Source organism: Robinsoniella sp. KNHs210 (assembly GCF_000686105.1).
GTDB classification, from domain to species: domain Bacteria; phylum Bacillota; class Clostridia; order Lachnospirales; family Lachnospiraceae; genus Robinsoniella; species Robinsoniella peoriensis.
This window is the reverse complement of the sequence record NZ_JMLZ01000001.1, coordinates 889401-913372: the sequence shown is the minus strand read 5'-3', so window position 1 is coordinate 913372 and position 23972 is coordinate 889401. Positions and strand designations below refer to the sequence as shown.

General features: G+C 42.6%; 20 protein-coding genes. 3 read left to right on the top strand and 17 right to left on the bottom strand.

The genetic code is table 11. The features are described from left to right. Nucleotides 1-196: 196 nt before the first annotated feature. The 16 genes from CD03_RS0103590 to CD03_RS0103515 all read right to left on the bottom strand — a co-directional run bounded on the left by CD03_RS0103590 (nucleotide 197) and on the right by CD03_RS0103515 (nucleotide 19236). Nucleotides 197-2347: a transglutaminase-like domain-containing protein gene (locus tag CD03_RS0103590; protein ID WP_027292463.1), complete on the bottom strand. Its 2151-nt coding sequence runs from the start codon at nucleotides 2345-2347 to the stop codon at nucleotides 197-199. 22 nt (nucleotides 2348-2369) lie between these two features. Further along, nucleotides 2370-3563, bottom strand: a complete 1194-nt coding sequence (locus tag CD03_RS0103585) for a DUF58 domain-containing protein (RefSeq protein WP_027292462.1) — start codon at nucleotides 3561-3563, stop codon at nucleotides 2370-2372. Between the two features lie 12 nt (nucleotides 3564-3575). Continuing rightward, the gene (locus CD03_RS0103580; protein ID WP_027292461.1) at nucleotides 3576-4502 is read right to left on the bottom strand and encodes an AAA family ATPase; all 927 of its coding nucleotides are present in this window, start codon (nucleotides 4500-4502) and stop codon (nucleotides 3576-3578) included. A 283-nt stretch (nucleotides 4503-4785) separates the two neighbouring features. Next, on the bottom strand, nucleotides 4786-5490 hold the full coding sequence (locus CD03_RS0103575; protein ID WP_027292460.1) for an aspartate/glutamate racemase family protein: 705 nt from the start codon (nucleotides 5488-5490) through the stop codon (nucleotides 4786-4788). A 206-nt stretch (nucleotides 5491-5696) separates the two neighbouring features. After that, nucleotides 5697-7376, bottom strand: coding sequence for a glycoside hydrolase family 3 protein (locus CD03_RS32235; protein WP_081820100.1), 1680 nt, complete (start codon nucleotides 7374-7376; stop codon nucleotides 5697-5699). Nucleotides 7377-7460: 84 nt separating this feature from the next. Continuing rightward, nucleotides 7461-8600: a DUF1343 domain-containing protein gene (locus CD03_RS0103565; RefSeq protein ID WP_027292459.1), complete on the bottom strand. Its 1140-nt coding sequence runs from the start codon at nucleotides 8598-8600 to the stop codon at nucleotides 7461-7463. Between the two features lie 56 nt (nucleotides 8601-8656). Beyond that, nucleotides 8657-9367, bottom strand: a complete 711-nt coding sequence (locus CD03_RS0103560; RefSeq protein ID WP_027292458.1) for a PIG-L deacetylase family protein — start codon at nucleotides 9365-9367, stop codon at nucleotides 8657-8659. 127 nt (nucleotides 9368-9494) lie between these two features. Further along, nucleotides 9495-10496 (bottom strand): GNAT family N-acetyltransferase, encoded by a 1002-nt coding sequence (locus CD03_RS0103555; protein WP_027292457.1) that lies wholly within the window; start codon nucleotides 10494-10496, stop codon nucleotides 9495-9497. Nucleotides 10497-10542: 46 nt separating this feature from the next. After that, nucleotides 10543-11982 carry a 6-phospho-beta-glucosidase gene (locus tag CD03_RS0103550; RefSeq protein ID WP_330377127.1) on the bottom strand — a complete coding sequence of 480 codons (1440 nt, stop codon included), beginning with the start codon at nucleotides 11980-11982 and terminating at the stop codon, nucleotides 10543-10545. Then, nucleotides 11966-12850 (bottom strand): ROK family protein, encoded by an 885-nt coding sequence (locus CD03_RS0103545; protein ID WP_027292455.1) that lies wholly within the window; start codon nucleotides 12848-12850, stop codon nucleotides 11966-11968. The genes CD03_RS0103550 and CD03_RS0103545 overlap by 17 nt, the downstream gene beginning before the upstream one ends. Further along, nucleotides 12847-13794 (bottom strand): BadF/BadG/BcrA/BcrD ATPase family protein, encoded by a 948-nt coding sequence (locus CD03_RS0103540; RefSeq protein ID WP_052377644.1) that lies wholly within the window; start codon nucleotides 13792-13794, stop codon nucleotides 12847-12849. Before CD03_RS0103540 ends, CD03_RS0103545 begins: the two co-directional genes overlap by 4 nt. 84 nt (nucleotides 13795-13878) lie before the next feature. Continuing rightward, nucleotides 13879-14742, bottom strand: coding sequence for a carbohydrate ABC transporter permease (locus tag CD03_RS0103535; protein WP_027292453.1), 864 nt, complete (start codon nucleotides 14740-14742; stop codon nucleotides 13879-13881). A gap of 50 nt (nucleotides 14743-14792) precedes the next feature. Continuing rightward, nucleotides 14793-15680 carry a carbohydrate ABC transporter permease gene (locus CD03_RS0103530; protein WP_027292452.1) on the bottom strand — a complete coding sequence of 296 codons (888 nt, stop codon included), beginning with the start codon at nucleotides 15678-15680 and terminating at the stop codon, nucleotides 14793-14795. Nucleotides 15681-15760: 80 nt separating this feature from the next. Then, entirely contained in the window at nucleotides 15761-17320 is a 1560-nt protein-coding gene (locus tag CD03_RS0103525) for an ABC transporter substrate-binding protein (protein WP_242849032.1), read from the bottom strand. A gap of 121 nt (nucleotides 17321-17441) precedes the next feature. Beyond that, entirely contained in the window at nucleotides 17442-18362 is a 921-nt protein-coding gene (gene murQ / locus CD03_RS0103520; protein WP_027292450.1) for an N-acetylmuramic acid 6-phosphate etherase, read from the bottom strand. 13 nt (nucleotides 18363-18375) lie between these two features. Beyond that, a complete protein-coding gene (locus CD03_RS0103515; RefSeq protein ID WP_027292449.1) occupies nucleotides 18376-19236 on the bottom strand; it encodes a MurR/RpiR family transcriptional regulator in 861 nt (286 codons plus the stop codon). 693 nt (nucleotides 19237-19929) lie between these two features. Here CD03_RS0103515 and CD03_RS37700 point away from each other — a divergent pair. Beyond that, on the top strand, nucleotides 19930-20112 hold the full coding sequence (locus CD03_RS37700) for a hypothetical protein (protein ID WP_156042751.1): 183 nt from the start codon (nucleotides 19930-19932) through the stop codon (nucleotides 20110-20112). Nucleotides 20113-20407: 295 nt separating this feature from the next. Here the strand turns inward: CD03_RS37700 and CD03_RS0103505 are convergent, their stop codons facing one another. Continuing rightward, nucleotides 20408-21106 (bottom strand): LytR/AlgR family response regulator transcription factor, encoded by a 699-nt coding sequence (locus CD03_RS0103505; protein WP_027292447.1) that lies wholly within the window; start codon nucleotides 21104-21106, stop codon nucleotides 20408-20410. A 174-nt stretch (nucleotides 21107-21280) separates the two neighbouring features. On the opposite strand from CD03_RS0103505, the gene CD03_RS0103500 reads away from it, so the two are divergent. Together CD03_RS0103500 and CD03_RS0103495 are read left to right on the top strand one after the other, a co-directional pair. After that, the gene (locus CD03_RS0103500; protein ID WP_027292446.1) at nucleotides 21281-22003 is read left to right on the top strand and encodes a LytR/AlgR family response regulator transcription factor; all 723 of its coding nucleotides are present in this window, start codon (nucleotides 21281-21283) and stop codon (nucleotides 22001-22003) included. Beyond that, nucleotides 22004-23950 (top strand): hypothetical protein, encoded by a 1947-nt coding sequence (locus tag CD03_RS0103495; RefSeq protein ID WP_027292445.1) that lies wholly within the window; start codon nucleotides 22004-22006, stop codon nucleotides 23948-23950. Nucleotides 23951-23972 lie beyond the last annotated feature (22 nt).

Genomic DNA, 23972 nt, shown 5'->3' with positions numbered 1-23972 from the left:
TATCCTGTAATGAGAATGGCTTGCCGCAAAGTGGGACGTGCAGATGGCGGGAAATAGATAGTTCCAAAGAAGGCAGGGTGTGACCAATGCTGTTCACACCCTGCCTTCAACTTTATCCCCCAGAAAAATGATGATGGAATCAGATTAGAACCGGGTATAATCCAATCATGCTGTATGCTGTCTTTTTACTAATCATTTATGCAAAATCTGGGTTTTTCTTCTTTTTTATTAATCTGTACAAATGCCTATAACATTGTATAACTTCCCGTTTTTCTTTTCCGGAAACCAGCGTTTTTCCATACGTGCTTCGGTCAAATATCTGTCCGATTACAGTGCAGTCATATCCATATCCATGTTGAACACTCTGGATTAAATCGTTACTTCCCAGTATTGTTTTTTTCTTCATTTTCTTTAAAATAATCTTCCATAATCTATGATATACCATTTTTACCGACTGCTCATTTGTACAAAATAATATACGGAACCGAAACCATAATTCACTCCCTAATGTCCGGATAATCATAAGGAGGCTGAGACCTATTGACACAAAAGCTATGATAACCAGTATATTTTGAAAGGTAATGTTTTCCCACCATTTTGTTACTGTATCTGCCGGTTTATCTTCATATTCCTGGCTTAAGGATACTGTGGGTTCAAAAACCATCCAGCCCAGACCTTTAATAAATATTTCCACAAATGCATGGGAGTTTTTTGTCCTGACAACATATGCACCTTTTTTCTCATCATATTCACTGACCTTAAAACCTTCCATGTACCTGACGTTCAAGCCAAGTGTCTGAGCCATTAACGCCATGGACGTTGCATATTGGGTACAGGCTCCACGTTTACTGTTCTCCATGAAATACTCTGGTCCGTAATCCGGCGGTACATAGGCAGCATCATAGATATAATCTCCTTCATGAAAATATTTTTCCAGGGCTTTTGCTTTATCATAATCGGTTTTGGCGGTTGATGTAATTTCCAATGCCTTTTCTTTTAAATAATCCGGATAATAGTCAAACTGTCTTTTGATATGATCTGAATAGGCAAAAGAAAATGCTTCATAATAGTCCACATATTCATCATCAAATACTTTTATTAATCTGTTATATGCATCCTCATTCAGTTCTGATAGAAAATTTAATATTTTATCCGGATCTGTCAGTTCGTTCTTCATATATTTCACTGTGTAAGGGTATGATGTACTTCCATTGACTGCCATCATTTTGTTCGCATCCCATAACACCGGCTGCTGTAATTCCATCTCTAATTTACCCGCATAAGAATACGGCGGGTGAGGCAGCATGGTAAAGTTCATCAGTGGCTCCAGGTAAACCGTTTTTTCAATAGAGTTTATTGCTTTTGAAAGTTCCGGCTGCACACCTGGGAAACTTTGCTTCAGCTCCTTTTTATTTAATAAAATTTCATCTATTTTAGTATACAATTCTTCCATATTAAAAGGATTCTGCTGAATATCAAGCCCCTCAAAACTATCGCTTTCTTTCATTTCCCAGCTATGGTTGTCCCAGTTATAAAAAGTATAAAACTGGCGTTCCAGATAAAGCGGTTCATCCGCATATACATATAGTAAAATCTGATCATCTAAATCCTCATTTCCATTGCTGTTCCCTGACTGTTTATTCAGGTGTCCCAGATTTGCATTTGAGTTTACATCAATCTGAAACATCACCAGATTTCTAAATTCCTCTCCAAAGGGCGCCAGATATCCTTTTGGCATCAAAGAAGCTGGAAGAATAAGAATGCCAAGCAGTAAAAATGCGTACCATTTATACTCTTTCGTAATAATATATGTATAATTGCTCTCTTCCCGCATCTGGCGGCAATGCAGGATTGTCATAAAGTACATGAAGCATAGAGTTATGATATATACACTGGAAAATATTCTGCCTGTTTTAAGAAAAAGCAGCATAGGCATAATTACAATCAAAAAATTAAGCAGACTATTTTGTATCACATTGGAACAGTAATAAACCAGCGATCCGATCACAAAACATATAAATACCATGATTCCGGCCTGCAGAAAAATATTCGTCGTATAAACGCCGCCAAAAATAATGTCTTTGAATTCATTAACTGTTTTACCTGCCGCCATACAGCACACCCATACGATGATAAGCACAGCAGCTAAACCCAGACAATAGTATAGCGTTCCTCTCCTGGTATTATCTTCTTCAATAAAATAAAAGAAACAAAATAACACTGCCTGAAATAATAAGACAACGATACTCCAAACCAGGATATTTTGTATGTATAAAGTCAGGATAATACCACAGACAAACGTTGCATATACAAGGGGTACTCCATTCTTTTTTATTGTGTTCAGCATAAGTGTTTCCTTTCTTCCATCATCAGGTAATTCTTTGCAAATTAAATTCTTCGGTAATCAAAAACATATCCGGGGCAGTAAACAAATTCTCTCCTCCGATTACCGTTATCACCTGATTTCCCAGAATTTTAATTTGGGATTTCAACCTTTCATTCATGCCTGTCGTGAATATAATATATCCGCCTCTGCTATCCGGAATCTGATCATATAGATTAAAACTACGATAGCTGTTGTGCTCAAATTGAAACCTGGACATCTTCCATTGCAGAGCTCCCAGATCTTCCATTGCATTTAATGATGTCTGTTGAACCTCTCCTTCAAAAAAGCAGTACAGTTCACAACCGGATCCATTTTCTATAAATTCCTTTGTCACTCCCAGCATTCCCTCAAGAACCCGCTGTTCCTTATAAATTATCTGACTTCTCTGGATCTCCGGCCAGGCATCCGTATCCACATATGCATCCAGTATAAAGACCGGGGGGGAACACATGGCGTAGTCATCCAAACGCAGCATATATTTTCCTCTGCGCTCTGATAATTTCCAGTTAATTCTTTTGATGGGATCTCCCGGCTGATATTCCCGGTATTCATATCCGGGCATGGCTGATCTTTGATCTAAAGATTCCCTGGATTCTTTTTCATCCTGAGTATCATCTGCAATCCTGAAGCAGTTCCATATACACTCATCTTCTATCAGTACATCCGGAATATCCGGTACAATCTTGATTGTTTTTTTAATCTTCTCATGATCAGCAACCGCTTCCTGAAAACTGATAAATCCAAATAAATCTGTTACGGTTACATATGCTGCTTTCAGATTACACTCTCCCCACATGACAGCCTGGTATTCTTTATCATATGACAGGCTTTGCCTGCCGCCAATTGATAAATGATACCGGTCTTTACCCAAATATTGTATATGGTTCTCTTCGGTTAAGATAACCTCCAGACCGAGAACCGGCGGCAGGCTGTGATTCGTTACGGTAACCGATATTTTCCCTTTCTCCCCTTTTAGGAGAACAGTTTTCTGAATGTCTATGGAAACTTCAAGCTTCTTCACTACTGCAAACGCACCGCCAATTGACAGGATCGGAGCAGCCAGATACATCCCTAAGAAAACCAGTGAAAAATCCATATCAATAAACAAGCCGATTATAATAATTCCAAGACCGGTAAGTAAGTATTCTTTTAATTTATATATTTTAATTTTTCCCATAATTTTTCTTTTCTAAGATGTCACTGAAATATTTTCCAGTAAATAGTTAATAAATGCTCTGGAATCTTTAAATTTTACCTTTCCTTTTCTGGAAAGGATCATTCGATGAGCCAGGATATCAACCGCAATCGCCCTTACATCATTGGGCGTTGCATAGTCACGGTCATCCATATAGGCAAGGCCTTTTGCCGCTTTAAAGAGACTGATGCTCCCTCTTGGGCTGATTGCCAGGGAGACATTCTCATTAGACCTGGTTGCCTGAACCAGATCCAGAATATATTTCTTAACCTCGTCCTGGACCCGGACCTGCTCAACCTCCTTTTGCATAGCCGTTACATCTTCAATGCTCCATACCGGATTCAATGCTGCTTTTAAGCTTCTCACGCTGTTTTTATTCAAAATTTCCATTTCACTTGCATGATTTGGATAACCTATGGATAATCTCATGAAAAACCGGTCCATCTGAGCTTCCGGCAAATGATAAGTACCATAGTTTTCAACGGGATTCTGAGTAGCAAAAGTGATAAAGGGTTCTGGAAGCGGATAAGTTTTTCCATCAACACTGATCTGATTTTCTTCCATGACCTCCAATAATCCCGACTGCACTTTTGGCGAAGCCCGGTTGATCTCATCCGCCAGAAGGAAATTACAATTGACCACACCTTCCCGATACACCATCTTCTTTGTCTCGGGATCAATCATGGTATAACCGATAATGTCTGAAGGCATAATATCGGGCGTCAGCTGCAACCGGTGAAATACACCGGCAACCGACTGGGATAAAGCAAGTATTAGTTGAGTTTTCCCGGTACCTGGCACATCTTCTATCAATACATGTCCATTGCACAACATTGCAAGAACTACTTTTATGACAGAGAGTTTTTTCCCGACGATTACTTGTTCAATATTTCCGACTAACTGTAGAATTTTTTGATTCATTTGCTTTCCTCTTTTCAAAAATTTATAATACAATTTTTCCACTTAATTATTATATTTTATTGTAATATAATTTTTCTATTATATACTATACTGATGATATACGGCTTTATAATGTATTGAAAGGTAGACTTTATGTCATATTTATCAAACAAGCCAGAGTATACAGCTATACGTGCCGAAAATTGATTGGTTAGCTGACTTTTGAATTTCTTGCTTAATGTATAAAAATAAGGCGTTGAAAAATAGATACCAGTTCTATTTTCCAACGCCCCTAACATATTACCTATATCAAAACCCGCTCTTCCATCGCCAGCATAGCCGCCTGTCTGGCATGTATATAAGTAGTATCAAACACAGGAATCTCTGTATCCTCCTGTTTCACTAATAAACCGATTTCCGTACATCCAAGAATAATACCCTGAGCACCCTTTTTCATTAGTCCGTCGATAATTCTCAAGTATTCTCTTTTGGACTTCTCCGATATAATTCCCAGGCATAACTCCTTGTAAATGACCGAATTAACTATTTCCATATCCTGGATATCGGGGATGATTACATCCACCTGCTTCTCTTTCAGGTTCTCCTTATAAAAGTCCTGCTGCATAGTATACTTCGTCCCCAAAAGGCCCACCTTATCAATCCCCTGTCTTCTTAATTCCACCGCAGCAGTTTTCGCAATGTGAAGAATTGGTATCTCTATTTCCTTTTCTATCTGGGGTACTACTTTATGCATTGTATTGGTACAGATGATAATAAAATCAGCACCTGCTTTTTCAAGATTTTTTGCTGCTTCCGCCAGTATACTACCGCTTTTTTCCCATTCACCGTTAGCCTGGCATTCTTCTATTTCCTGAAAATCTACACTGTATAATAAACATTTGGCAGAATGAAGACCACCTAATTTATCTTTCACCACTCTGTTCAGGATCTGATAATATGTAACCGTGCTCTCCCAACTCATGCCTCCAATTAAACCAATTGTTTTCATTATTAAAATTCCTCCTATTAATCAGGCTTTTTACAGCCCTTTTCCTGTTCTCTATCTTTGTGAATTCAATTATAGAAAACATCTCCGATATCTTTTTGCAAATACGTTATTACATCATATTTCCAATAAAAAGTATAACTTTTTATGAAACCTGTGTCAATGCACAGCCGGATAAATAATTGTAATTATGCATAAGATAAAAATAATTAATAGAAGAAAGCAAGATCACAAAAAGCCTTCAACGCCCTTTCACTGTACTCATATAGTGCTGCCCGAAAAATATTCTCCGGCATTTGCTCCAGATCATAAGGATTTCTAAGGGCTGCTACTGCCATAGGTTTTCCCGCCTTTTCCAGTTTAGCCGCCAGTCTGGCAACCAGTTCGGCCTGCCCGGGATTCATATGGGCATTTAAAGTGCCCACCGCTATAGCACTGCATGAATTTGTTTTGCTTAATATAATGTCTATTTCATCCAGGGTTGGATTTAATGACATATATACAGCATCACCGCCATACTTCGCTTTCAGATAGGATGGAAAAGCGAAGCTGCTGTCCGCTTCATTTTGCACCAGGGCAGTCCTTGCCGGATATGGTCCGATCCATAACGGCATTCGTCCGACTTTCATTTTATCCATTCCTTCTGGTTTATAGAGATCAATGCATTTTCTGTAAAATTCTTCCATGAACTTTTTCTGGTCAGCTGTTCCCACAAGCTTTAAATCCATCGGCTGACCAGAGTTGAAGTCAGCTTGTGCAGTGTGATTTTTTTTAATTTTTGTCCCATGTTTTTTTTCTGGGGGTTCTCCGGCATATAATGCTTTATATTGCAAAACCCGCTGCAGCGCTTCATCTATTCTGCTCATTTCAATTCTGCCGTCATCTACAGCATTCTTGATTTCCTGTATGGACTCATGGACTACCGATGCTGTATGGGATATAAAGATTAGATCTGCCCCTGCCCGCAGAGCTTCTACTGCACCTGCCGGTGTCCCGTAATACTTCCGGATGGCATCCATTTCCATACAATCGGTAATTACCAGCCCTTTAAACTGCAGCTCATCCCGGAGTAAACCAGTTATGACTTTCTTAGACATTGTACATGGGATTTTTTCAGGTTCATATGCCGGCAGAAGCATATGTGCAATCGTAAGGGCAGGAATCCCTTTTGCAATGGCAGTTCGAAAGGGCAAAAGTTCCTCCCTCTCTAACTGCTCCCGGTTCTTATCTACAGAAGGCAAGCCCAGATGGGAATCGACATCCGTGTCCCCATGTCCCGGAAAATGCTTTCCTGAGCATAGAATCCCGGCATCCTGATATCCACGTACCGCCTGTACAGCACATTTGCTGACTAAAGCGGGATCATTTCCAAAACTTCTGACTCCAATTACGGGATTTCGCGGATTGCTGTTTATATCCAGTACCGGAGCCAGGTTAAAATTTATGCCTAGTGCTTTTAATTCTTCTCCTACAATTTTAGACCCTTGATAAATGGGATCCCATTCCCCGGGGTATGCCTGTAAATCGCTTTCTGGAATCTGCGGGTCATACATTGCAGGCTGCAAACACGCTTCAGCTCTTCCCTGCGCCATTGCAGATGGAAGCACAGCTGCATCTTCAGGCAGTCTGGATACCACGCCTCCCTCTTCGTCAACGCTAAGAAAGGGCAAAACCCCGGTCTCTTCCAGGATGATATCCTGCAATTGCCTGCACAGAGCTGCCGCCTGTTCCTTACTCTTTATGTTGTAAGAGAAGAAAATAACATTTCCAACCTTATCCTTTTTCACTAAATCCAAAAATGCTTGATCCGGTTTACTGCCCGGGAATCCGGTAACAATCAACTGTCCTATTTTTTGATCTAAATTTTCCAATTTTTTTAAATCCATCATAATCTCCTTGTATTCCTTAAAGCTATTTCATGGTGTACCGGGGTGTGCCTGAGACTGCTTTCTGACGCTTCCCTTCTGCTTCATTTAATACCTGTGAAATTTAGATTTTCTTTTATAAAATTTACTGCTGTCTCTGGAAAGTCCGCAAAGCAGTTCCTCCGCCTGCAGCCCCTCTTCCAGGATTTTTCCGCTGCCAAAAAGTAACTCTATCATGCTTCTTGCACCATCCTGATAGGGTGGCAGAAAGGCAAACTCTCCCGGATAATAATCCCGGAAAGCAAACAACAATTGCAGACCGGTTTCCACCGGACAAAATGCATTCCTGTCCGTAATGTGTATATGGACTCCTTCGCATGCCGTTCCCTGGTGCTTTGAGCTAAAAGGTGTGAAATATGCCGGCGAAAATATGGTTCCAGGCAAATTTTTCATGTTCATATGCTTTGCCAGCTTATATCCGTCTGCAAAAGGTGCTCCGATTATTTCAAAAGGTGCAGATGTCCCCCTGCCTTCAGAGAGATTGGTTCCTTCAAACAAGCAGGTCCCGGGATATAAAAGTGCTGTATCGAACCTGGGTATCCCAAGGCTGGGCATTACCCATATGCCATCTGTATCGGGAAACATCCAATTCCTCTCCCAGCCTTGTACCGGGACAACCTTCAGCTCAAAATGATAACCCTGTTCCTGATATATCATATCTGCCAGTTCTCCTATAGTCAGTCCGTACCGCATACAGAGCGTATATGCACCGACAAAGCTCTCATATTCTTCCCGGAGCAAAGTCCCCTCCGCTTTGTCCCCAAGGGGATTTATGCGGTCCAGAATAATCAATTCCTTCTGGTATCTCTCGCATTCCTGCATCGCATAATACATCGTTGAAATAAACGTATAATATCTCACCCCCAGGTCCTGAATATCATAGACCAGAGTATCTGCCCGATCCAGCATTTCCTTTGTAAACCGCTTAGAATCTTTGCGATATAAACTGTAAACCGGAATCTTTGTATAAGGATCCACATAGGCACCCACATCGCCTCCTGCATCCACATTTCCCCGGACACCATGTTCCGGGCTGTAAAGCGCTGTCAGCATAAATTTCTCACGTAAAATATCAATAGTGGATACCAGCCTTTTATCTACACCGGAAACCGAAGTAATCAGCCCAAGCCTTTTACCAGTAAACCATCCCTTGTAATCATCAATAGAATCTATACCATTTCGAATCATTTTCTCTCAAACCTCCCATCTCTTTATCATAAAACACCCCCAAGAACTCCTAAATCCTAAAACTCCTGCAAAACCAGTTTCTTAGCTTCTTCCTCTACGGTAAATGCCTGAGCATATTCTTTTCTTGCGAGACACCCGTTGCATCTCATCAAATGCGCATAGTATTCCATATATGGAAAACTGGGGCTGTTTACAGCAAACCAATGTTTCGATATAGCCTCTTTCCATAAAGCAAACCCCTCATTTGTTACTTCCATATATAAATATGGAGTATAATGTGCTGCGTCTTCCCAGTTCTGGGCATAATAAGGACCTTTTGCAAACCAGGCATCCTCTGTTCTTTCCAGACCTGCAAGCCCTGCATAAAACCATGCATCTTTTACTATTTTATGGGTCAGCTCATGGTCCTTGTGCATACTGTATTTCCAGTGTGTCATAATTGCTGCCGGTTTATATGTCCGGATATCATCACAAAGCCTGAGTCTCACTTCTTCACTGTCAGGCAGTTCCCCATCCACATAGGGATAAACCAGAGCCTCACCCTTTAATATCTGTGCAAATTCTGCTGCTTCACGCTCTTTCTGTATGCGGTATTCCTGTGGAGAGAGATGGGGCGGATTTCCCCTCTCTCCTCCGGTCAATGCCACCGTAACGATCCGGTATCCCCTTAAAGACAGGCTCGCCAACACGCCTCCGCAAGTTAATTCCGCATCGCCCACATGACCGCCTATTGCCATAATTGTTTTTTGCTTTTTATTCGTCTCCATACATATACGCACAAGAGCGTTTCTTAAAATTGCTTTCTGGCAGCTTTGCGTCACAAATCAAATTGAAAGAATCACTCCGTGGCTTCCTTTCCTAATTATCTTTCAACCTTTTCAACCTTGATCTTCCCTATAAATAACGTTTTCTCATATCTGCCCACGTATGTATTATGGAAAATCCCACGGATTCATAAATATTTCTTGCCGGGTTATTTTCCCCTGTAAACAGCGTCATATATTCTGCACCTTTTTCCTTCAGCCCGCTGCATAAGAAGCAAAACAAAACTTTAGCCAGACCTTTTCCCCGGAACGCCTCATCAATGCCGATACCGGCAAAATACCCTCTTTTACTTTCCTCCACATCCAGAGGTCCTGCAAACCCACAGACCCGCCCCTGATACACCGGAACCAGAATCGGCCTCCCTCCTTTATTTCCGTGTGCATCAATATTGCTGTCTGACAGAGTTGTGTTTAGTATCTCCTTTTCCCACAGAGGATTCTGAAAATCCTGCATCATCTTTTCCATGCCCCGGTGAACGCTGGGATCAAAGAAGGTAAATGAAAATCCTTCTTCAGACAGTTGGTTACTACTTTTCTCATCCATTTCATTGGGAGCCTGATAATCAGACAGATTCAGATAATAACTATTCTGCATGGCAAAATCCCGGTATCCGCAGTTTTTCAGGAATATATATGCATCCGATTGAATGTCCACGCCGGGTGTGTTCGGATGGGTTACTGCTTCTTTCCCCGGAACACCCCAGGGCAGCCCTACCGGATTAAAAAAGGATATTTCCAGCTCCGTCTTATGCCCGCGTTCCATTAACTGCTTTTCTAAAGCAGACAATACTGCTCTGCCAAAGCCTTTTCTTCGGCAGGATTTATCAGTTATTACCATTGTTACAAACAGCTTCCCTGTTAGATGGTCCACAACTCCTGATGCAAATGCAATACCGTCATCCAGAAGGAGTGTAATTTTCTCCATCCCCTCATTCTGCTTCAGAAACTTATCCTCAAATGTTTCCCTTGACAGGGGCAAATGGAGCATTTCTTTTTCTTTGCAAGACTGGCTAAACATCATGTATGCCTGTTCCGACTCCCTGCTCCCGGTTACTATTTTTGTTATTTTCATTGAATACCTCCCCTAGATCGTGTCTTAAAATTCATTCCAGCCATCTTCACACTCTAAACTGCGGCAGATAATCTCTGTGCGCCTCAAATAATTCATCCATGACTGCCCGGGCTGTCTTCTGGGACATGACCAGTGGATTAATCATCAGCGCCAGCAGAACTTTTTTCTTATCTCCCGTAAATGCCGCCTCACATCCTGCGATTTCAAAGGATTTAATCTGCTGAATGAGGCCATTTACCGCTCCCGGCAGCCTGCCAATTTTAATCGGTAGCGGTCCATTGGCGGTAATGCGGCAGCTCACCTCTACAATTTCATCCTCTTCAAAATTTTCGATGGCACCACGGTTCACCGTATTTACCACCTGAATATCCCCTGTGTCATTATAAATGGAACTGATCAGACTGCATGCAGCATCACTGTAATAAGCCCCTCCACGTTTTTCAAGCTGCTTTGGCTTCTCACAGAGTGCAGGATCCTTATACAGCGCAAACAATTCATCCTCAACAGCTTTGACAAATTCAGCCCGAACTTCATGCTTTTTGTATTTCTCCAAAGCCTCCTCCAGATATTCTTTTGTCATATAATAATACCGGTGATAGGAACAGGGAATGACTCCCAGTTCTTCCACAAAATCAGGGTCCCAGGATATGGAAGTTATATTCTGAACGCTCTGGTCTCCCCAAAGCTTTAACACTTCTTTGGTTACATCCATTCCGTCCACTTCTACTCTGGTGCCAAATACCATGTGGTTCAATCCCCCAAAATCAACCCGTACTTCTTCCACAGGGCGTTCCAGCAGATCTGCAATTGCTTTATGCATGCCTATCGGCACATTACAAAGACCGATGATTTTCTGAAAGTCCGTATACCGGTGAATTCCTTCCATCACCATGCCCACCGGATTTGTAAAATTAATCAGCCATGCATCGGGACATATTTCCTTTATATCACGACATATATCAGCAATGACGGGAATCGTTCTCAAGCCTTTAAAAAGCCCGCCGGCTCCGTTGGTTTCCTGCCCGAGTATACCGTGGGCCAGAGGAATCCTTTCATCCTTTATCCGCGCTTCCAGCTGCCCCACCCGAAGCTGGGTGGTGACGAAATCCGCTCCTGCCAATGCCGATCTCCGGTCCAGGGTTGTATGTATCTCCATAGGGATTTGTGCCCGCTTTACCATCCTTCTTGCAAGTCCGGCAACCGTATTCATTTTTTCTGATCCCTCCTGAATATCAACCAGCCATAGTTCTCTGACCGGCAGTACATCATATCGTTTTATAAAACCATCCACCAGCTCCGGCGTATAGCTGGAACCACCACCGATGGTAACTACTTTGATACCCCGGGGGGTCTGCTTTTCTGACTTCTGCATTCCTGACTTTTGCATTCCTGATTTCTGCATTCCTGATTTCTGCATTCCTGATTTCTGTGTTTCTGACTCCCCTGAACGCTGTAAAAATTCCTTCTTTTCATTCTTCTCTGCCAAGATTCTTTACCTCCACTTCATATGCCATCCTGTACAAATACAAAGCACCTATTCTTCCCGCCTGATTGCCCAGGCGGCACGCCTCAATTTTCGTATATTCCTTTAACTGGGGATAAAGGCAATAGACCGCCTCTGAGAGATCCGTGAGGAACCTCGGCTGGTGGGAAACTGCGCCGCCAATCAGCATTTTTTCGGGATCCAGAAGCATCGCCACATTGCCGGTAACCATTGCCGTTTTTTCCAGCCATGCACGATAAATACGTGATATCTCCGGATCATCTAAATGGGCAAAGACATAGATCCCATCCACTTCTCTTTCCAGCGCCAGGGATACTTTCCTGACCAGCGCTGAAGTGGCTCCCGCACTTTCCAAATCAGTTGACGTATGTCCAAGTTTCACTAACCCTGCTTCTGCAGCCTTAAAATGGCTTCCCCGGTACAACTGTCCATTTATAATCATTGCCCCGCCGATACCAGTTCCAAAGGTGAGCATACAAAAGTTTTGTATGTTCTGACCAGAACCTTTTACCAACTCTCCTACAGCGGCGCAATTACTGTCATTTTCAATCATCACAGGTATTTTAAAGATATCTGCCAGTTCTTTTTTCAGATTGTACTTCCTGAAATTTTCCCCAACACTGTAATCCGTATTTTCTCCCGTTACCGGATTAATAAATCCAGCCATGCAGACAGCCACCCCGCAAATTTCCTGCTGATATGGTTTCACCACCATTTTTATCTGTTCCAGGAACTGTTCCGGATTCTTTAAAGTAGGTTCCTCCCCTTCCTCTAAGACCTGATAATTACGGTTCATCAGGCTGTATTTCAAAAAGGTGCCTCCTATGTCCACTGCCAGATATTTCTTCATTTTGTCTCCACCTTTCTTTTCAACAGCATTCTCAAAGTTCCTTCTGCCGATTCCGTTTCTGCCAGTTTCACACGAAGATCCGGGAATTCCAGCAGTATCCGTTCCTTTGTCTGTCGGCAGATATCTTTATTTTTCAGCAGGACGCTTCCGGCAAATACCAGATTATGTTCCTCCGGCATCAGGCGCAGCACAGATTTTGCAAGCTTTGCAAGTTCTTCTGCGCTTCTGTTTTGTATTTCACAGGCTGCTTTATCCATTTTTTCAGCTGCTTCCCCGCACAAAACCGCCAGTGAAGCAATTTCGCCTTTGGTTCTTTTTTCCTGATAAACCCAGCGGATCATTTCTTCTATACCGGTTATCTGCAAATGATCATAAACCATCTGTCCAAGCAGGGTTTTCTTCTCTCTGCAATCTTCACTTTGTACAACTGCAGACAGAATCTCTCTCCCAATAAAATAAGCGCTTCCGCCATCATCAATCAAATGCCCATAGCCCCCCGCCCTGTACAAAATGCCATTTGCGCCTATCCCCATGCAGACAGACCCTGTGCCGGCGACTAATATGCAGCCTTTACACGAAGGAAATGCCGCCGCCAATGCAGTCTCATGATCTCCAAATAAGACAACTTCACATAAAAAACCTGCTTTTTTACAGGTTTCTTCTAAAAAACCGGATACCACCGGGTTACTGATCCCAGCGGTTCCAATACCAATCTTCATACAATTATCCGGCGGATAACCCTGCTGCTTCAAACAGGCAAATGCCCCCAGCAGCATGCTCTGCACTGCCTCTTCTTTCTGACCATTCATGTTCAGGGGGCCGGCTTCCAGTCTGGAAATAATTCTGCCCATACAGTCAGCCGTTAAAATTACCGTTTTCGTTCCCCCTCCATCAATTGCCAGCAGGTACTGCTCTTCCCATGCTTTTTCATACATTTCTGTCATATCCCCCTTCCTGGCTGAACCAGGCTCTCTCTTTCACTGCTCTCATTTACGACTCACACTTTCACTACTCACACTTTCACAGAACTACCCTTTCACTGCCCCCACGGTTACCCCTTCCAGAAAATATCTCTGAAGCGCAAAGAACAGGATAAACATTGGCAGCGCTGAAACCGTCGCTCCTGCCATCATAGGGGCAAAATAAGTCGTATTTGCGAAGCTGAAATTCTTAAGCCCCACCTGAATCGTCTGCATAAATTCCTGGTTCGAAACCAGAAACGGCCAGAAGAACGTATTCCATTCTCCTAAAAATGTCATAATCGCCATAACAGACAATATAGTCTTTGAGAGTGGTACCACAATCTTCCACACAATCATTGGCTGGCTGCATCCCTCTATCCTTGCCGATTCCATAATCGATGTAGGAAGTGATGTAAAAAACTGTTTCGCCAGAAATACGTTATAACAGGTAATCAGCGTTGGTGCGATTAAAGCCACATAAGTATCCTGTATCTTCAGTACATTTACCACCAGAATATAGAGGGGTACCTGGGTAACCTGATAGGGCACCATCATCGCCACTAATAACAGGAAAAAGAAAAATTTGCACCCCGGAAAACGCAGCTTCGCAAATGCATACCCGGCCAGACTTGCAAAAATCACATTGCTTACTGTCACAGCGGACGCCACAATCAGTGAATTTAAAATCCACCTGAGAGAGTATTTGCTGTAGCCGAAGAAAAACTTATAAGAATCCAGTGAAAAACTCCTGGGGATCAGTGAATAGCTGGCTCCCCCGGCTTCCGTCGGCGCTCCAAAGGAGGAAATTACCATATAATAAATCGGAAAAATGGTAAGCACTGCAATGGTAACGAGCAAAAGAGCCAGCAGCAAATTTCTAAGGATTTTCCGATATCTTTGATTCTTTCCGTAGTTTTTATATAATCCCATCTTTGTGGCTTCCTTTCTATATCATAATATTCTTTCAATTTTCAGGCACGCTAATATTCCACGTCATTGGCACTTAGTTTGAACTGGAATACTGCAAATACCGCAATAATTACAGCCAGAATTAATGCCTGGGCACAGGCTTCCCCATATTCAAAGTATTTGAATGCACGGTTAAAAATCAAAAGTCCTGCCATGGTGGTCGCGTTATCCGGTCCTCCGCCAGTCATCAGGTATGCATTCTGAAATGACTGGAACCCATTTATGACACCGGTAATAGCAAGAAATACTGTGGTCGGTTTCACCATGGGCCACACCACATAGCGCACCTTCTGGAAAAAGGATGCCCCGTCGATATCCGCAGCTTCATAATATGTAGAATCAATTCCAAGAAGAGCCGCGATATAAATAATAATGCTGGTGCCCAGACCGGAAAAAACAGCCATAATAATCAGCGATGCCATTGCTGTCTTAGAACTTCCCAGCCAGTTCTGGTTACTGATACCCAGAATATGAAGTATGCTGTTTAACAGCCCGGTGGGCAGGGGATCATAAATCCATTTCCACACAAAAGAAAGTGCCACTCCGGAGGCAATTGCCGGAAGGTAGAACACCGCTTTGAATACGGTCTGTGTCCTTTTCTTAAATGGCAGAATAAATAAAGAGATGGCAAAGGATAAAAACATGGAAATGGGAACTGCAAAGACCGTATAAACCAGCGTGTTTTTCAGTGCTTTATAAAACAATGCATTCTTAAAAGTGGACACATAATTTTGGGCGCCCACCCAGGTCGTATTCAGCGGTTTATAATGCTGAAAACTGGTGACAGCCGCAGAAATAACCGGATACAGGGTGAAAATAATAAAGGTTGTAAGGGGTACCAGAATGAAAATATAACCCCAGAGAGCATCTTTTTTCAGTTTATGTTTTTTATTCGTCATCGTCTTCTCTCTTTCCAGGGGATGCTGCACAAACCAATGCCAGTAAGTGTTTAAATGCCTGCCGCAGCACCCCCTTATGCTTAATTATTTACACAGCCATCCTCGCCAAACCTTTCATATGCCGCATCCTTAATCGCCTGATACATCTCTTCCGGTGATACTTCACCAGCCAGTAATCCCTGGAATTTAGGTACAATGACTTCATCTTCGATTTTGATTGCATTTGCACTTAATTCAGCCGGGATATCCGGTCTTGCTTCACCAACCTGTGTCAAAAGCTTCTGCACTGCTTTCGTATTATCTTCATTCTTATTTTCAATCGGAGTAAGCGCTTCATATGCTTTACGACCGCTTTCACAGATTGGATTCAGGTATAATTCCTGACAGGTCTGCGCTGCACGTTCCCCGCTTGCCAGGTAATAAGCTGCATTTGCCACATTTTTCAGATGGGCTTCATCCGGATTTCTTTCTCCGGTAAGGCAGATGTATCCGTCCACTGCTCCATATGCCTGTTGTTCTCCGCCTTCAAAAACCGGTACAGGAAGAACAATGTAGTCTAATTCCATACTGTCTTCTACTGCACTGCTGTCCTTATTTTTCAGTTTTTCATTATTGTCGTATGCACTTTTTTCAAAAGAGGACAGCCCTTTTCCGGTAATCATTGTCTGTCCGGTCAGAAACATATTCCAACGTTTTCCAGCATCTATACTTCCCAGTTCTTTTGGCATAGATCCATCATCAATTAAAGCACGCAGATCCTCCAGGAAGCTTTTCATTTTAGAACTGGTATATGCATATTTTAAATCCTTATCAAATGCTGACGGCATCCCTGCATTTCTCACAAAAATACTGAAATAATCCTTTGCCGCCACGCCTGAGCATGCAAACAGGAACCCATAACGGCTGACGGCATCCCCATCTTTCACTACCCCCTTACTGATCGATTCCCGAAATTCGTCATAACTCCATCCCTCTTGCTGTACTTTCTTCCAGTCAATACCTGCATCCTCCAGGAACTGACGGTTGCCGCCGATACACTGCACCTCACAATAGGCCGGGAACCCATACATTCCATCCCCATTTTTGAAGTAATTCAAAATATCCGGATCAAAATCACTCATCATTTCTTCATCAGCATACTTGGAAATATCCACTGCCATGCCGGAATCTACATATTTGGAAAGGCCGTCAGAACCTATGAATGCAATATCTGGCGGAGATCCTGCATTTACCTGCACATCTAATTTCTGAGTTACATCTTCCCAGCTTGCCGTTGTCACCTGGATCTCTACATCCGGATTTTCTTTGTTAAATGCTTCCACATAAGAATTGATTTTGTCCTGATAGGTAGCGGAAACCGGAGGCAGTAAAGCTGTTACTACATCTTTTTCACCGGAAGTACTTTCTTTTGCTGCCTCACTCTCCTTTGTACTGTCAGCGGCATTCCCCGCTTTGACATCCGTCTGCGTACTGTCTTTTGTACTATCTTTTGTACCATCTTTCGTATCCCCCATTGTGGACGCCCCACAACCTGAAATGATTGACAATGTCATCACTGCTGCCATACCAAGTCCCCATAATTTTTTACCTTTCATTTTGATACCCTTTTCGTATTGCAGGCAAGCCGGCAATACGGCCACAATTAATCCGGTTGAAAGAATCGCTCCGTGGCTTCCTTTCTATCTTATAATTTTCTCTCAACCTTATCCCCATGAACAGCGCAAGCGAGCTTGTGCTATTCCCATATCAGCTGTGTGAACATCATTCACACTGCGTTTCCTTTTTCCCATTCATAACTGCTAAACGGATTTTCCCATTTGCAGCCTCTAACAGCTTGCGGGCTCTTGCAATATTACAGTTCACCAGCATCCTTGTAATTGCCAGTTTCGCATCCCCATCTGCTTCCCTTAAAGCTTCTTTTGCATCTTCTCTGCTGCAGTTCACTGCTTCCATAACAATGTTTTCCGCACGGCATACCAGCTTTTCATTGGTCTGCTGTACATCCACCATCAGGTTCTCATATACCTTTCCGATTCCAACCATGCTTGCAGTAGAAATCATGTTCAGAACCATTTTTTCAGCAGTTCCTGCTTTCAGCCTGGTGGAACCGGTCAGTATCTCAGGACCCGTCAAAAGTTCGATTCCAATATCTGCTGCCCTGCTCATTTCCATATTTTCATTGCAGACAATAGCCACCGTCCTGCACCCGGTTTCTTTGGCATATGCCATAGCCCCCAACACATATGGCGTTCGTCCGCTGGCAGCAATCCCGATCACCGTGTCTTTACTGGTCAGATGAATATGAATCAGATCATCTCTTCCAAGACGGGGATTATCTTCTGCCCCCTCAGCCGCTTTGATAAATGCCTCCTTTCCTCCAGCAATAATCCCTACTACACAGTCATAAGATACACCAAAAGTAGGCGGGCACTCAGAGGCATCCAGGATACCAAGCCTTCCGCTGGTCCCCGCTCCTATGTAAACGATCCTTCCCCCGGTCTGCAGGCTTTTTGTTGTCCACTCAATCACCTTTGCGACCTCCGGAAGCGCCCTTTTCACCACCTTAGCCACACGTTCATCCTCATGATTCATAATAGTGATAATTTCCAGAGGTGTCATTTCATCCAATGCCATCGTTTTGGCATTGCGCATTTCTGTTGCCATTTTTTCCAAATCTACCACTTTTCTGTACATCTCATCCCTCTCCTTCACTCCTGTCTGTTTTTGATATATAAGTTTTTTTTAAGGAAACCATACAGGTGTCATAATTTCTCTGAATATAAGCCACATACAGAATATCAATTACATTCAGCTGTGCAAGCCTTGACGCCAGCTTTCCCGTTTTAAAAGCATACTCCGTTGCCGTTACGTAAAGGTTATAATCCGTAAGCTTCGACAGGGGTGATTCTTTAAAGCAGGTAATTGCAATCATGGGAACCTGTGCACTCTTTAATATCTTTGCACAGGATATTATCTCACTTGTCTGTCCGGAGTAGCTGATAATAATTGCCACATCCTGACGCCCCATTATTTTAGCCTGCACAAGCTGGGCATGAAAATCTTCACATACCTGACATGGTTTGTTGATCCTCAAAAACTTAAGATAAGCATCTTTTGCCACCAGTAGTGACGCCCCAATTCCGAAAAAAGAAACCATACGCGCATTTTGGAGCAAATCAAGGCATTTCTCCAGTGTACCAATATCGATTAAGCTTCTGGTATCTTCCAAAGAAGCGATGCTCTTATAGGTGATCTTATCCACCAGATTTTCCAGTGCATCATCACGATGAATCTCATAATCCAGTCCCAGCACATTTTCTTTGCGAACAGCCAGTTCGTAAAGCAGGGATTTCTGAAACCGCTTATACTGCGGAAAACCCGTTTTATGGCATAGCCTTGTGATGGTAGATGCAGATGCGTAAACTCTGTCCGCCAGCTGATGAATGCTCATCTCTGCAGCTTCCTCCGGATTCTCCAGCAGAAAAGAAATGATACTCTTCTCTGTATTACTTGCCTGATCATAATACTCACGAAGCCTCACCAAAACACTTTCCATGCATTTTGACCAATCCTTTCTATACATTTTCAGCATTGCGAAAATTTTATTATGCAATACCACCTATATATTTGTTTTTTTGTTTATTTAATGTGTTCATTATACATAGATGAAACATTTCTGTCTATATTTCTGTCTACTTATGGTACTTTGTTTCATCTATTGGTACTTTCCCCTAATTTACATCCTAAATTGTGCAATTTCGCTATCGGACTTGGTCACCGAAGAACAGAAAAAGTGCCGGCACGCATCTGTGAACCGCTCCCTGTCTACTTAACAGGAGCATATCACTGCTGCGCACCGGCACTTTTTTCTTTTATTAAATTTTCTGGTACCCATTTCATCTTCAAGGATCCTACGGAATTATTATATTTGGGTTTAGTTGAGAAGGGGACGCTTTGTAGATAGAGGTAGTGCGCGGAAAGATGGGAGTGGGAAACTTGTATGGATTCCGTCAGTTGGCCGCAGAACTGGTATTTTCTAACCTTTCCGAAATCCAGGTTTTTGCAACAAAGCTGGTTTTCTCAGCAGGGTGTAGACCCCCGGGCAGTGACCAACTGTTCGTTTTTGGATGCAGCAGAGTGTGTTTCAGCAGTTCAGTATGAAATGTGGGCAATAAGATTAAAGTATACTTGCTATCCTGTTGATAGACCTAACTGACAGTAGTGCTGTAACCAAAACATATGTAGTAGAATGAAGAAAAAAACTGCAGTGAGAAGATCAGCTGCTTTATGCTTTTATATGTTCTATGCCTATAGCGTACAGCATGCCACACCCCCAGGGGCCCATCATGCTGAGAAAACCAGCTTTGTATCAATAAACTGGATCCCGGAAAGAGAAGGGGGCGACCATGGCAGGCGTTTGGAAGGCGTATAGCAGATCTGAGCATTTACTTACCTTGCCGGAGTGTTTTTTGGCGGATAGTATTCGACTGGCTCCCATCGGATACTAAGCGGGCAGTGAGCTGCGAAATGCATCAGGATTTCGGAGCGAATGCCCGCGTGCCGCCAAAAAGCGCTCCGGGAAAGTTAGAAAATGCCAGTTCTGCGCTAAGCCTTCCAAACGCCTGCCATGGTCCGCCCCCTTCTCTTTTCGAACGCTATCTCCAGCTACAAAGCGTCCCCTTCCTCAGCTCCCCCCCAATTCCAACCTGAAATTGCACACTCTAAAGCTACCTGGATTCAAATAAAAACTGGTTATAGCGTTCCATCATCTCCTGCTTCCGATGTCTGGATACCTGCAGTTCTTTTCCATTTTTCAATAAAAGCCTGTCCTTCTCCAAAACTTTTATGTAAGACATATTTACGATATAACTGCGGTAAGGCTGTATAAAACAAGCCGATTTCAATTCCTGATAAAGCATACTCAGGTTTTCATAGGTGGTAAACTCCTGGTTTTCCGTATGGATTATCACTTTATTGTTAAAAGATTCAATATACTCAATTGCTTTTAGTGGTATGGAAACCTTATGGTATCCGCAAAGTACCTGGATACAGGCTTCCGAGCAGGAAATACTCAGCCTGGCAAAGCAGTCACATATCTGAAAATAATCCACCGGCTTTATCAGATAATTTACTGCATATAAGCGGAATGCTTCCACTGCGTAATCACATAATCCCGTTACAAATATTAATTTCCCACGATAATCTTCACATATTTCTTCGGCCAGCCTCTTACCCTCATTTTCTTCCATTCCCACGTCCAGAAAAATCACATCATAACAGTATCGTTTCAATGCATTTTTCATGGTAAATATCGATTGATGTATATGTACTTTGATATTCAAAGAATTTTCATATCCATACCTAAAAATGTAAGTCTGTAGAACCTCAGAATCCTCAAAAACTGCATCACAAACAGCAATCAGCATTACTCAACACCTCCCTTATTACAAACAGATTAAATACTGTATAATTGTAATAAAACAGATTTTCCAAAAATTCTCAATTCACTTGTAATAAAGCGCAGATTTTTGTAATAAAAATCACGAAAACAAACGAAAACATGTTATAATAATACGGAATAAAAAACAGGAGAAACAAACATGAAAATAGCTATCTGTGATGACAATATACAAGATTTAGACAACTTGACGAGACTTCTGGAAGGTTATTGCAGAAATCAGCAAATACCTATTGAACTTTCTGCCTATACATGTTCCAGAGAACTGCTTGCGGACTTTGACAAAATCAGATTTCCCCTTATTTTTCTTGACATCTATATGAAATCTCCGGACGGCATGCAGACAGCAAAATTGCTGCGCAAAAAAGATACTGGCTTTCATCTGATTTTTACAACAACCAGCCTTGAACATCCTTTACAGGCATTTAGCGTATCCGCTACCGATTATCTCATTAAGCCTATTACATATGAATCTCTGGACGTTTCCATGAAAAAATGTCAGAATCTTCTGAACCAGACGGCACATTATCTTGTTGTAAAAGATAAAAAACTGGTACGCAACATTTTAATACACGACATTTTCTGGACAGAAAGCAGAGGGCGGCTAACCTTATTGCATCTCGAAGATGAGATTATTGAGACATATCTCTCATATCGCGAACTGAAAAAACAGGCTGCCGGATTGCCCTTTCTGGAATGCATCAGGGGCTGTCTTGTAAATATGAATGATATAGACGCGGTTTTGGAACATGATTTTCTGTTGAAAAACAAAGATAAGGTTCCCATCCGGCTGCGTGGCTCTCTGGCAGTAAAACAGTCTTACTATGACTATCTGTGGAGCCGTACAAGGAAGGAGTCAATCTAAATGAATCATGGTTTTGCACGAATATATGGTGCCTTTATCACCTTGTTACTGCTTCTCTCTCTTGTATATCTACCGGTATCTGCAAGTGAAATAGAACATTCAGCTACCAGCAATAAAGATATCGTATATTCCGGAAATGAGCTTATGAACTGGTTTGCCGAACACCCAAACGGCGGAGAAGTAACCTTAGGCTGCACGATTAATACTGGCAGATATCTGTCGCTGAATACCACTTCCCCCGTTACCATACATATGAACGGTTATGGCATTAAAGTTCTGAGCTCAATTAGTATATTCGGCCCGGTCAGAATGGTCAGTATTGATAATCCGGTACCTGTATTAGATATAGCCCCCGATACAAGCATCTCTTTTACTAAGGACGTGCGTATAGAAGTGGTAAACAGCTGCGGGCTATATTTTGAGGGCGATGCAAATGCCGATTTACCGGATAACTCCAACAGTAGTTTTAGCAGTAGTTTTTTTAATATATCTGTTTCCGGGCCTAAGGGTATTGGTATTAAATGCAATGGTAATCTTTCTCTGGATTCCTTTAATATCCGATTAGAGAAAGGCGCCTGCGGTATGGAAGTGCTGGGAAATACCTCTTTATTTTTAACTGGTATTGCAGGCAATGGCATACCTCTGCGTACAGCCGGGGATGTCTCTTTAGATTGCTGCGGCATATCTGATGTACCGGCAAATGCAAAAGTCATTAACCGAATCGTGTCATTAAGCGATTCCGCTGTTAATTATATTATATCGCCGGGTACTTCAGACGAACTACTGGCCCGGATCCCGCAATTAATGCAATATGCATTTCAGTCTGATGACCCAACCGTACCAAAAAGAACAGCTTTATTACCCATCACCTGGAACATTGAAAATGTAGATCCTGAGACACCTGGAATTTACAAGTTTTCAACTTACCCGGAAGCCTTTCCTGTCCTTGGATTGGATATAGATTTCCCTCAGATAACCTGCTCTGTTTTAGTTACTGAACCCGGAAAATTCTATTTGTACGGCGCATCCTCTACGAATAATAATGTCCGTCTTTACTTTTATAATACTCCGCCATACAAGTCCGCCATTGAGCTTTTTTACTCCACAGATGCTGGTTCCAACTGGCAGCCTTTTGAGAACTTTTCGTTTTTACATCCAGGAGAATTGTATCTGGAGACTCCCCTGGATAAAAGCTTAAGTTATTTATTCCAGGCAGATATTACTGCTGACGGCATTACAACCAGAACCAATATACTGAAAGTGGCATATGGTCCGGATGGGCACATCACCCCTCAGATTACGGATGGCGACCGGGATGGAAGTGACCGGGATGATCAGCCTGTAATTCCTCCGGATAGCGGAATTAAGCCACCAAATGAATCATATCCTCCAAACGATATGCTGCCATCACCGTCCCCCGGAGATAACAGCAATTCTTCCGAGGAATCCGAGTCATCCGCTTTGGACGTTGAAACAGAACCGTTACCCTTCGCTAAACCGCCCTCCACTAAGCCGTTCCCTTCCAAGCCGTCGCCCGCTAATCCGCCCTCCACTGAGCCGTTCCCTGCCAAGCCGTCGCCCGCTAATCCACCCTCCACTGAAGAGATCGTAATTGATTCTCCAGGGGATGAGGGTAGTTCTTCAGCAAAAACACCAGCTTCGCAGCAAGGCAGCATACCAGAAAATAATAACCGCTCTGATATGACTGAAACAGAATCTGCCTCGGACAAAACGGCTGATAATGTGAAAAAAGAATCTTTTATGCCGGAAACATCACCGGTTCTGAAAGCAGCTCCGAATACCGGCACTGACTCTGCCCAAAACAATATCATTAATCCCATGCCCGTAGGAAAGTCCGGGCATGTACTGCCAAAGTTATTACTTTTATGTTCCGCAGTTATTCTGGCATGTCTGACTCTGTATTGGAGAGGCAAACGGAAATATTAAGACAAACACCCAAAATCTCTTA

Bases quoted from the DNA above. Each gene is read 5' to 3' on its own strand.
- CD03_RS0103555 (WP_027292457.1), bottom strand. From the start codon at position 10,496: ATGAAAATAACAAAAATAGTAACCGGGAGCAGGGAGTCGGAACAGGCA.
- CD03_RS0103535 (WP_027292453.1), bottom strand. From the start codon at position 14,742: ATGGGATTATATAAAAACTACGGAAAGAATCAAAGATATCGGAAAATC.
- CD03_RS0103575 (WP_027292460.1), bottom strand. From the start codon at position 5,490: ATGAAAACAATTGGTTTAATTGGAGGCATGAGTTGGGAGAGCACGGTT.
- CD03_RS0103495 (WP_027292445.1), top strand. From the start codon at position 22,004: ATGAATCATGGTTTTGCACGAATATATGGTGCCTTTATCACCTTGTTA.
- CD03_RS0103590 (WP_027292463.1), bottom strand. From the start codon at position 2,347: ATGCTGAACACAATAAAAAAGAATGGAGTACCCCTTGTATATGCAACG.
- CD03_RS0103580 (WP_027292461.1), bottom strand. From the start codon at position 4,502: ATGAATCAAAAAATTCTACAGTTAGTCGGAAATATTGAACAAGTAATC.
- CD03_RS0103540 (WP_052377644.1), bottom strand. From the start codon at position 13,794: ATGACAGAAATGTATGAAAAAGCATGGGAAGAGCAGTACCTGCTGGCA.
- CD03_RS0103505 (WP_027292447.1), bottom strand. From the start codon at position 21,106: ATGCTGATTGCTGTTTGTGATGCAGTTTTTGAGGATTCTGAGGTTCTA.
- CD03_RS0103585 (WP_027292462.1), bottom strand. From the start codon at position 3,563: ATGGGAAAAATTAAAATATATAAATTAAAAGAATACTTACTTACCGGT.
- CD03_RS0103500 (WP_027292446.1), top strand. From the start codon at position 21,281: ATGAAAATAGCTATCTGTGATGACAATATACAAGATTTAGACAACTTG.
- CD03_RS0103545 (WP_027292455.1), bottom strand. From the start codon at position 12,850: ATGAAGAAATATCTGGCAGTGGACATAGGAGGCACCTTTTTGAAATAC.
- CD03_RS0103515 (WP_027292449.1), bottom strand. From the start codon at position 19,236: ATGGAAAGTGTTTTGGTGAGGCTTCGTGAGTATTATGATCAGGCAAGT.
- CD03_RS32235 (WP_081820100.1), bottom strand. From the start codon at position 7,376: ATGATGGATTTAAAAAAATTGGAAAATTTAGATCAAAAAATAGGACAG.
- CD03_RS0103530 (WP_027292452.1), bottom strand. From the start codon at position 15,680: ATGACGAATAAAAAACATAAACTGAAAAAAGATGCTCTCTGGGGTTAT.
- CD03_RS0103560 (WP_027292458.1), bottom strand. From the start codon at position 9,367: ATGGAGACGAATAAAAAGCAAAAAACAATTATGGCAATAGGCGGTCAT.
- CD03_RS0103565 (WP_027292459.1), bottom strand. From the start codon at position 8,600: ATGATTCGAAATGGTATAGATTCTATTGATGATTACAAGGGATGGTTT.
- CD03_RS37700 (WP_156042751.1), top strand. From the start codon at position 19,930: ATGAAGAAAAAAACTGCAGTGAGAAGATCAGCTGCTTTATGCTTTTAT.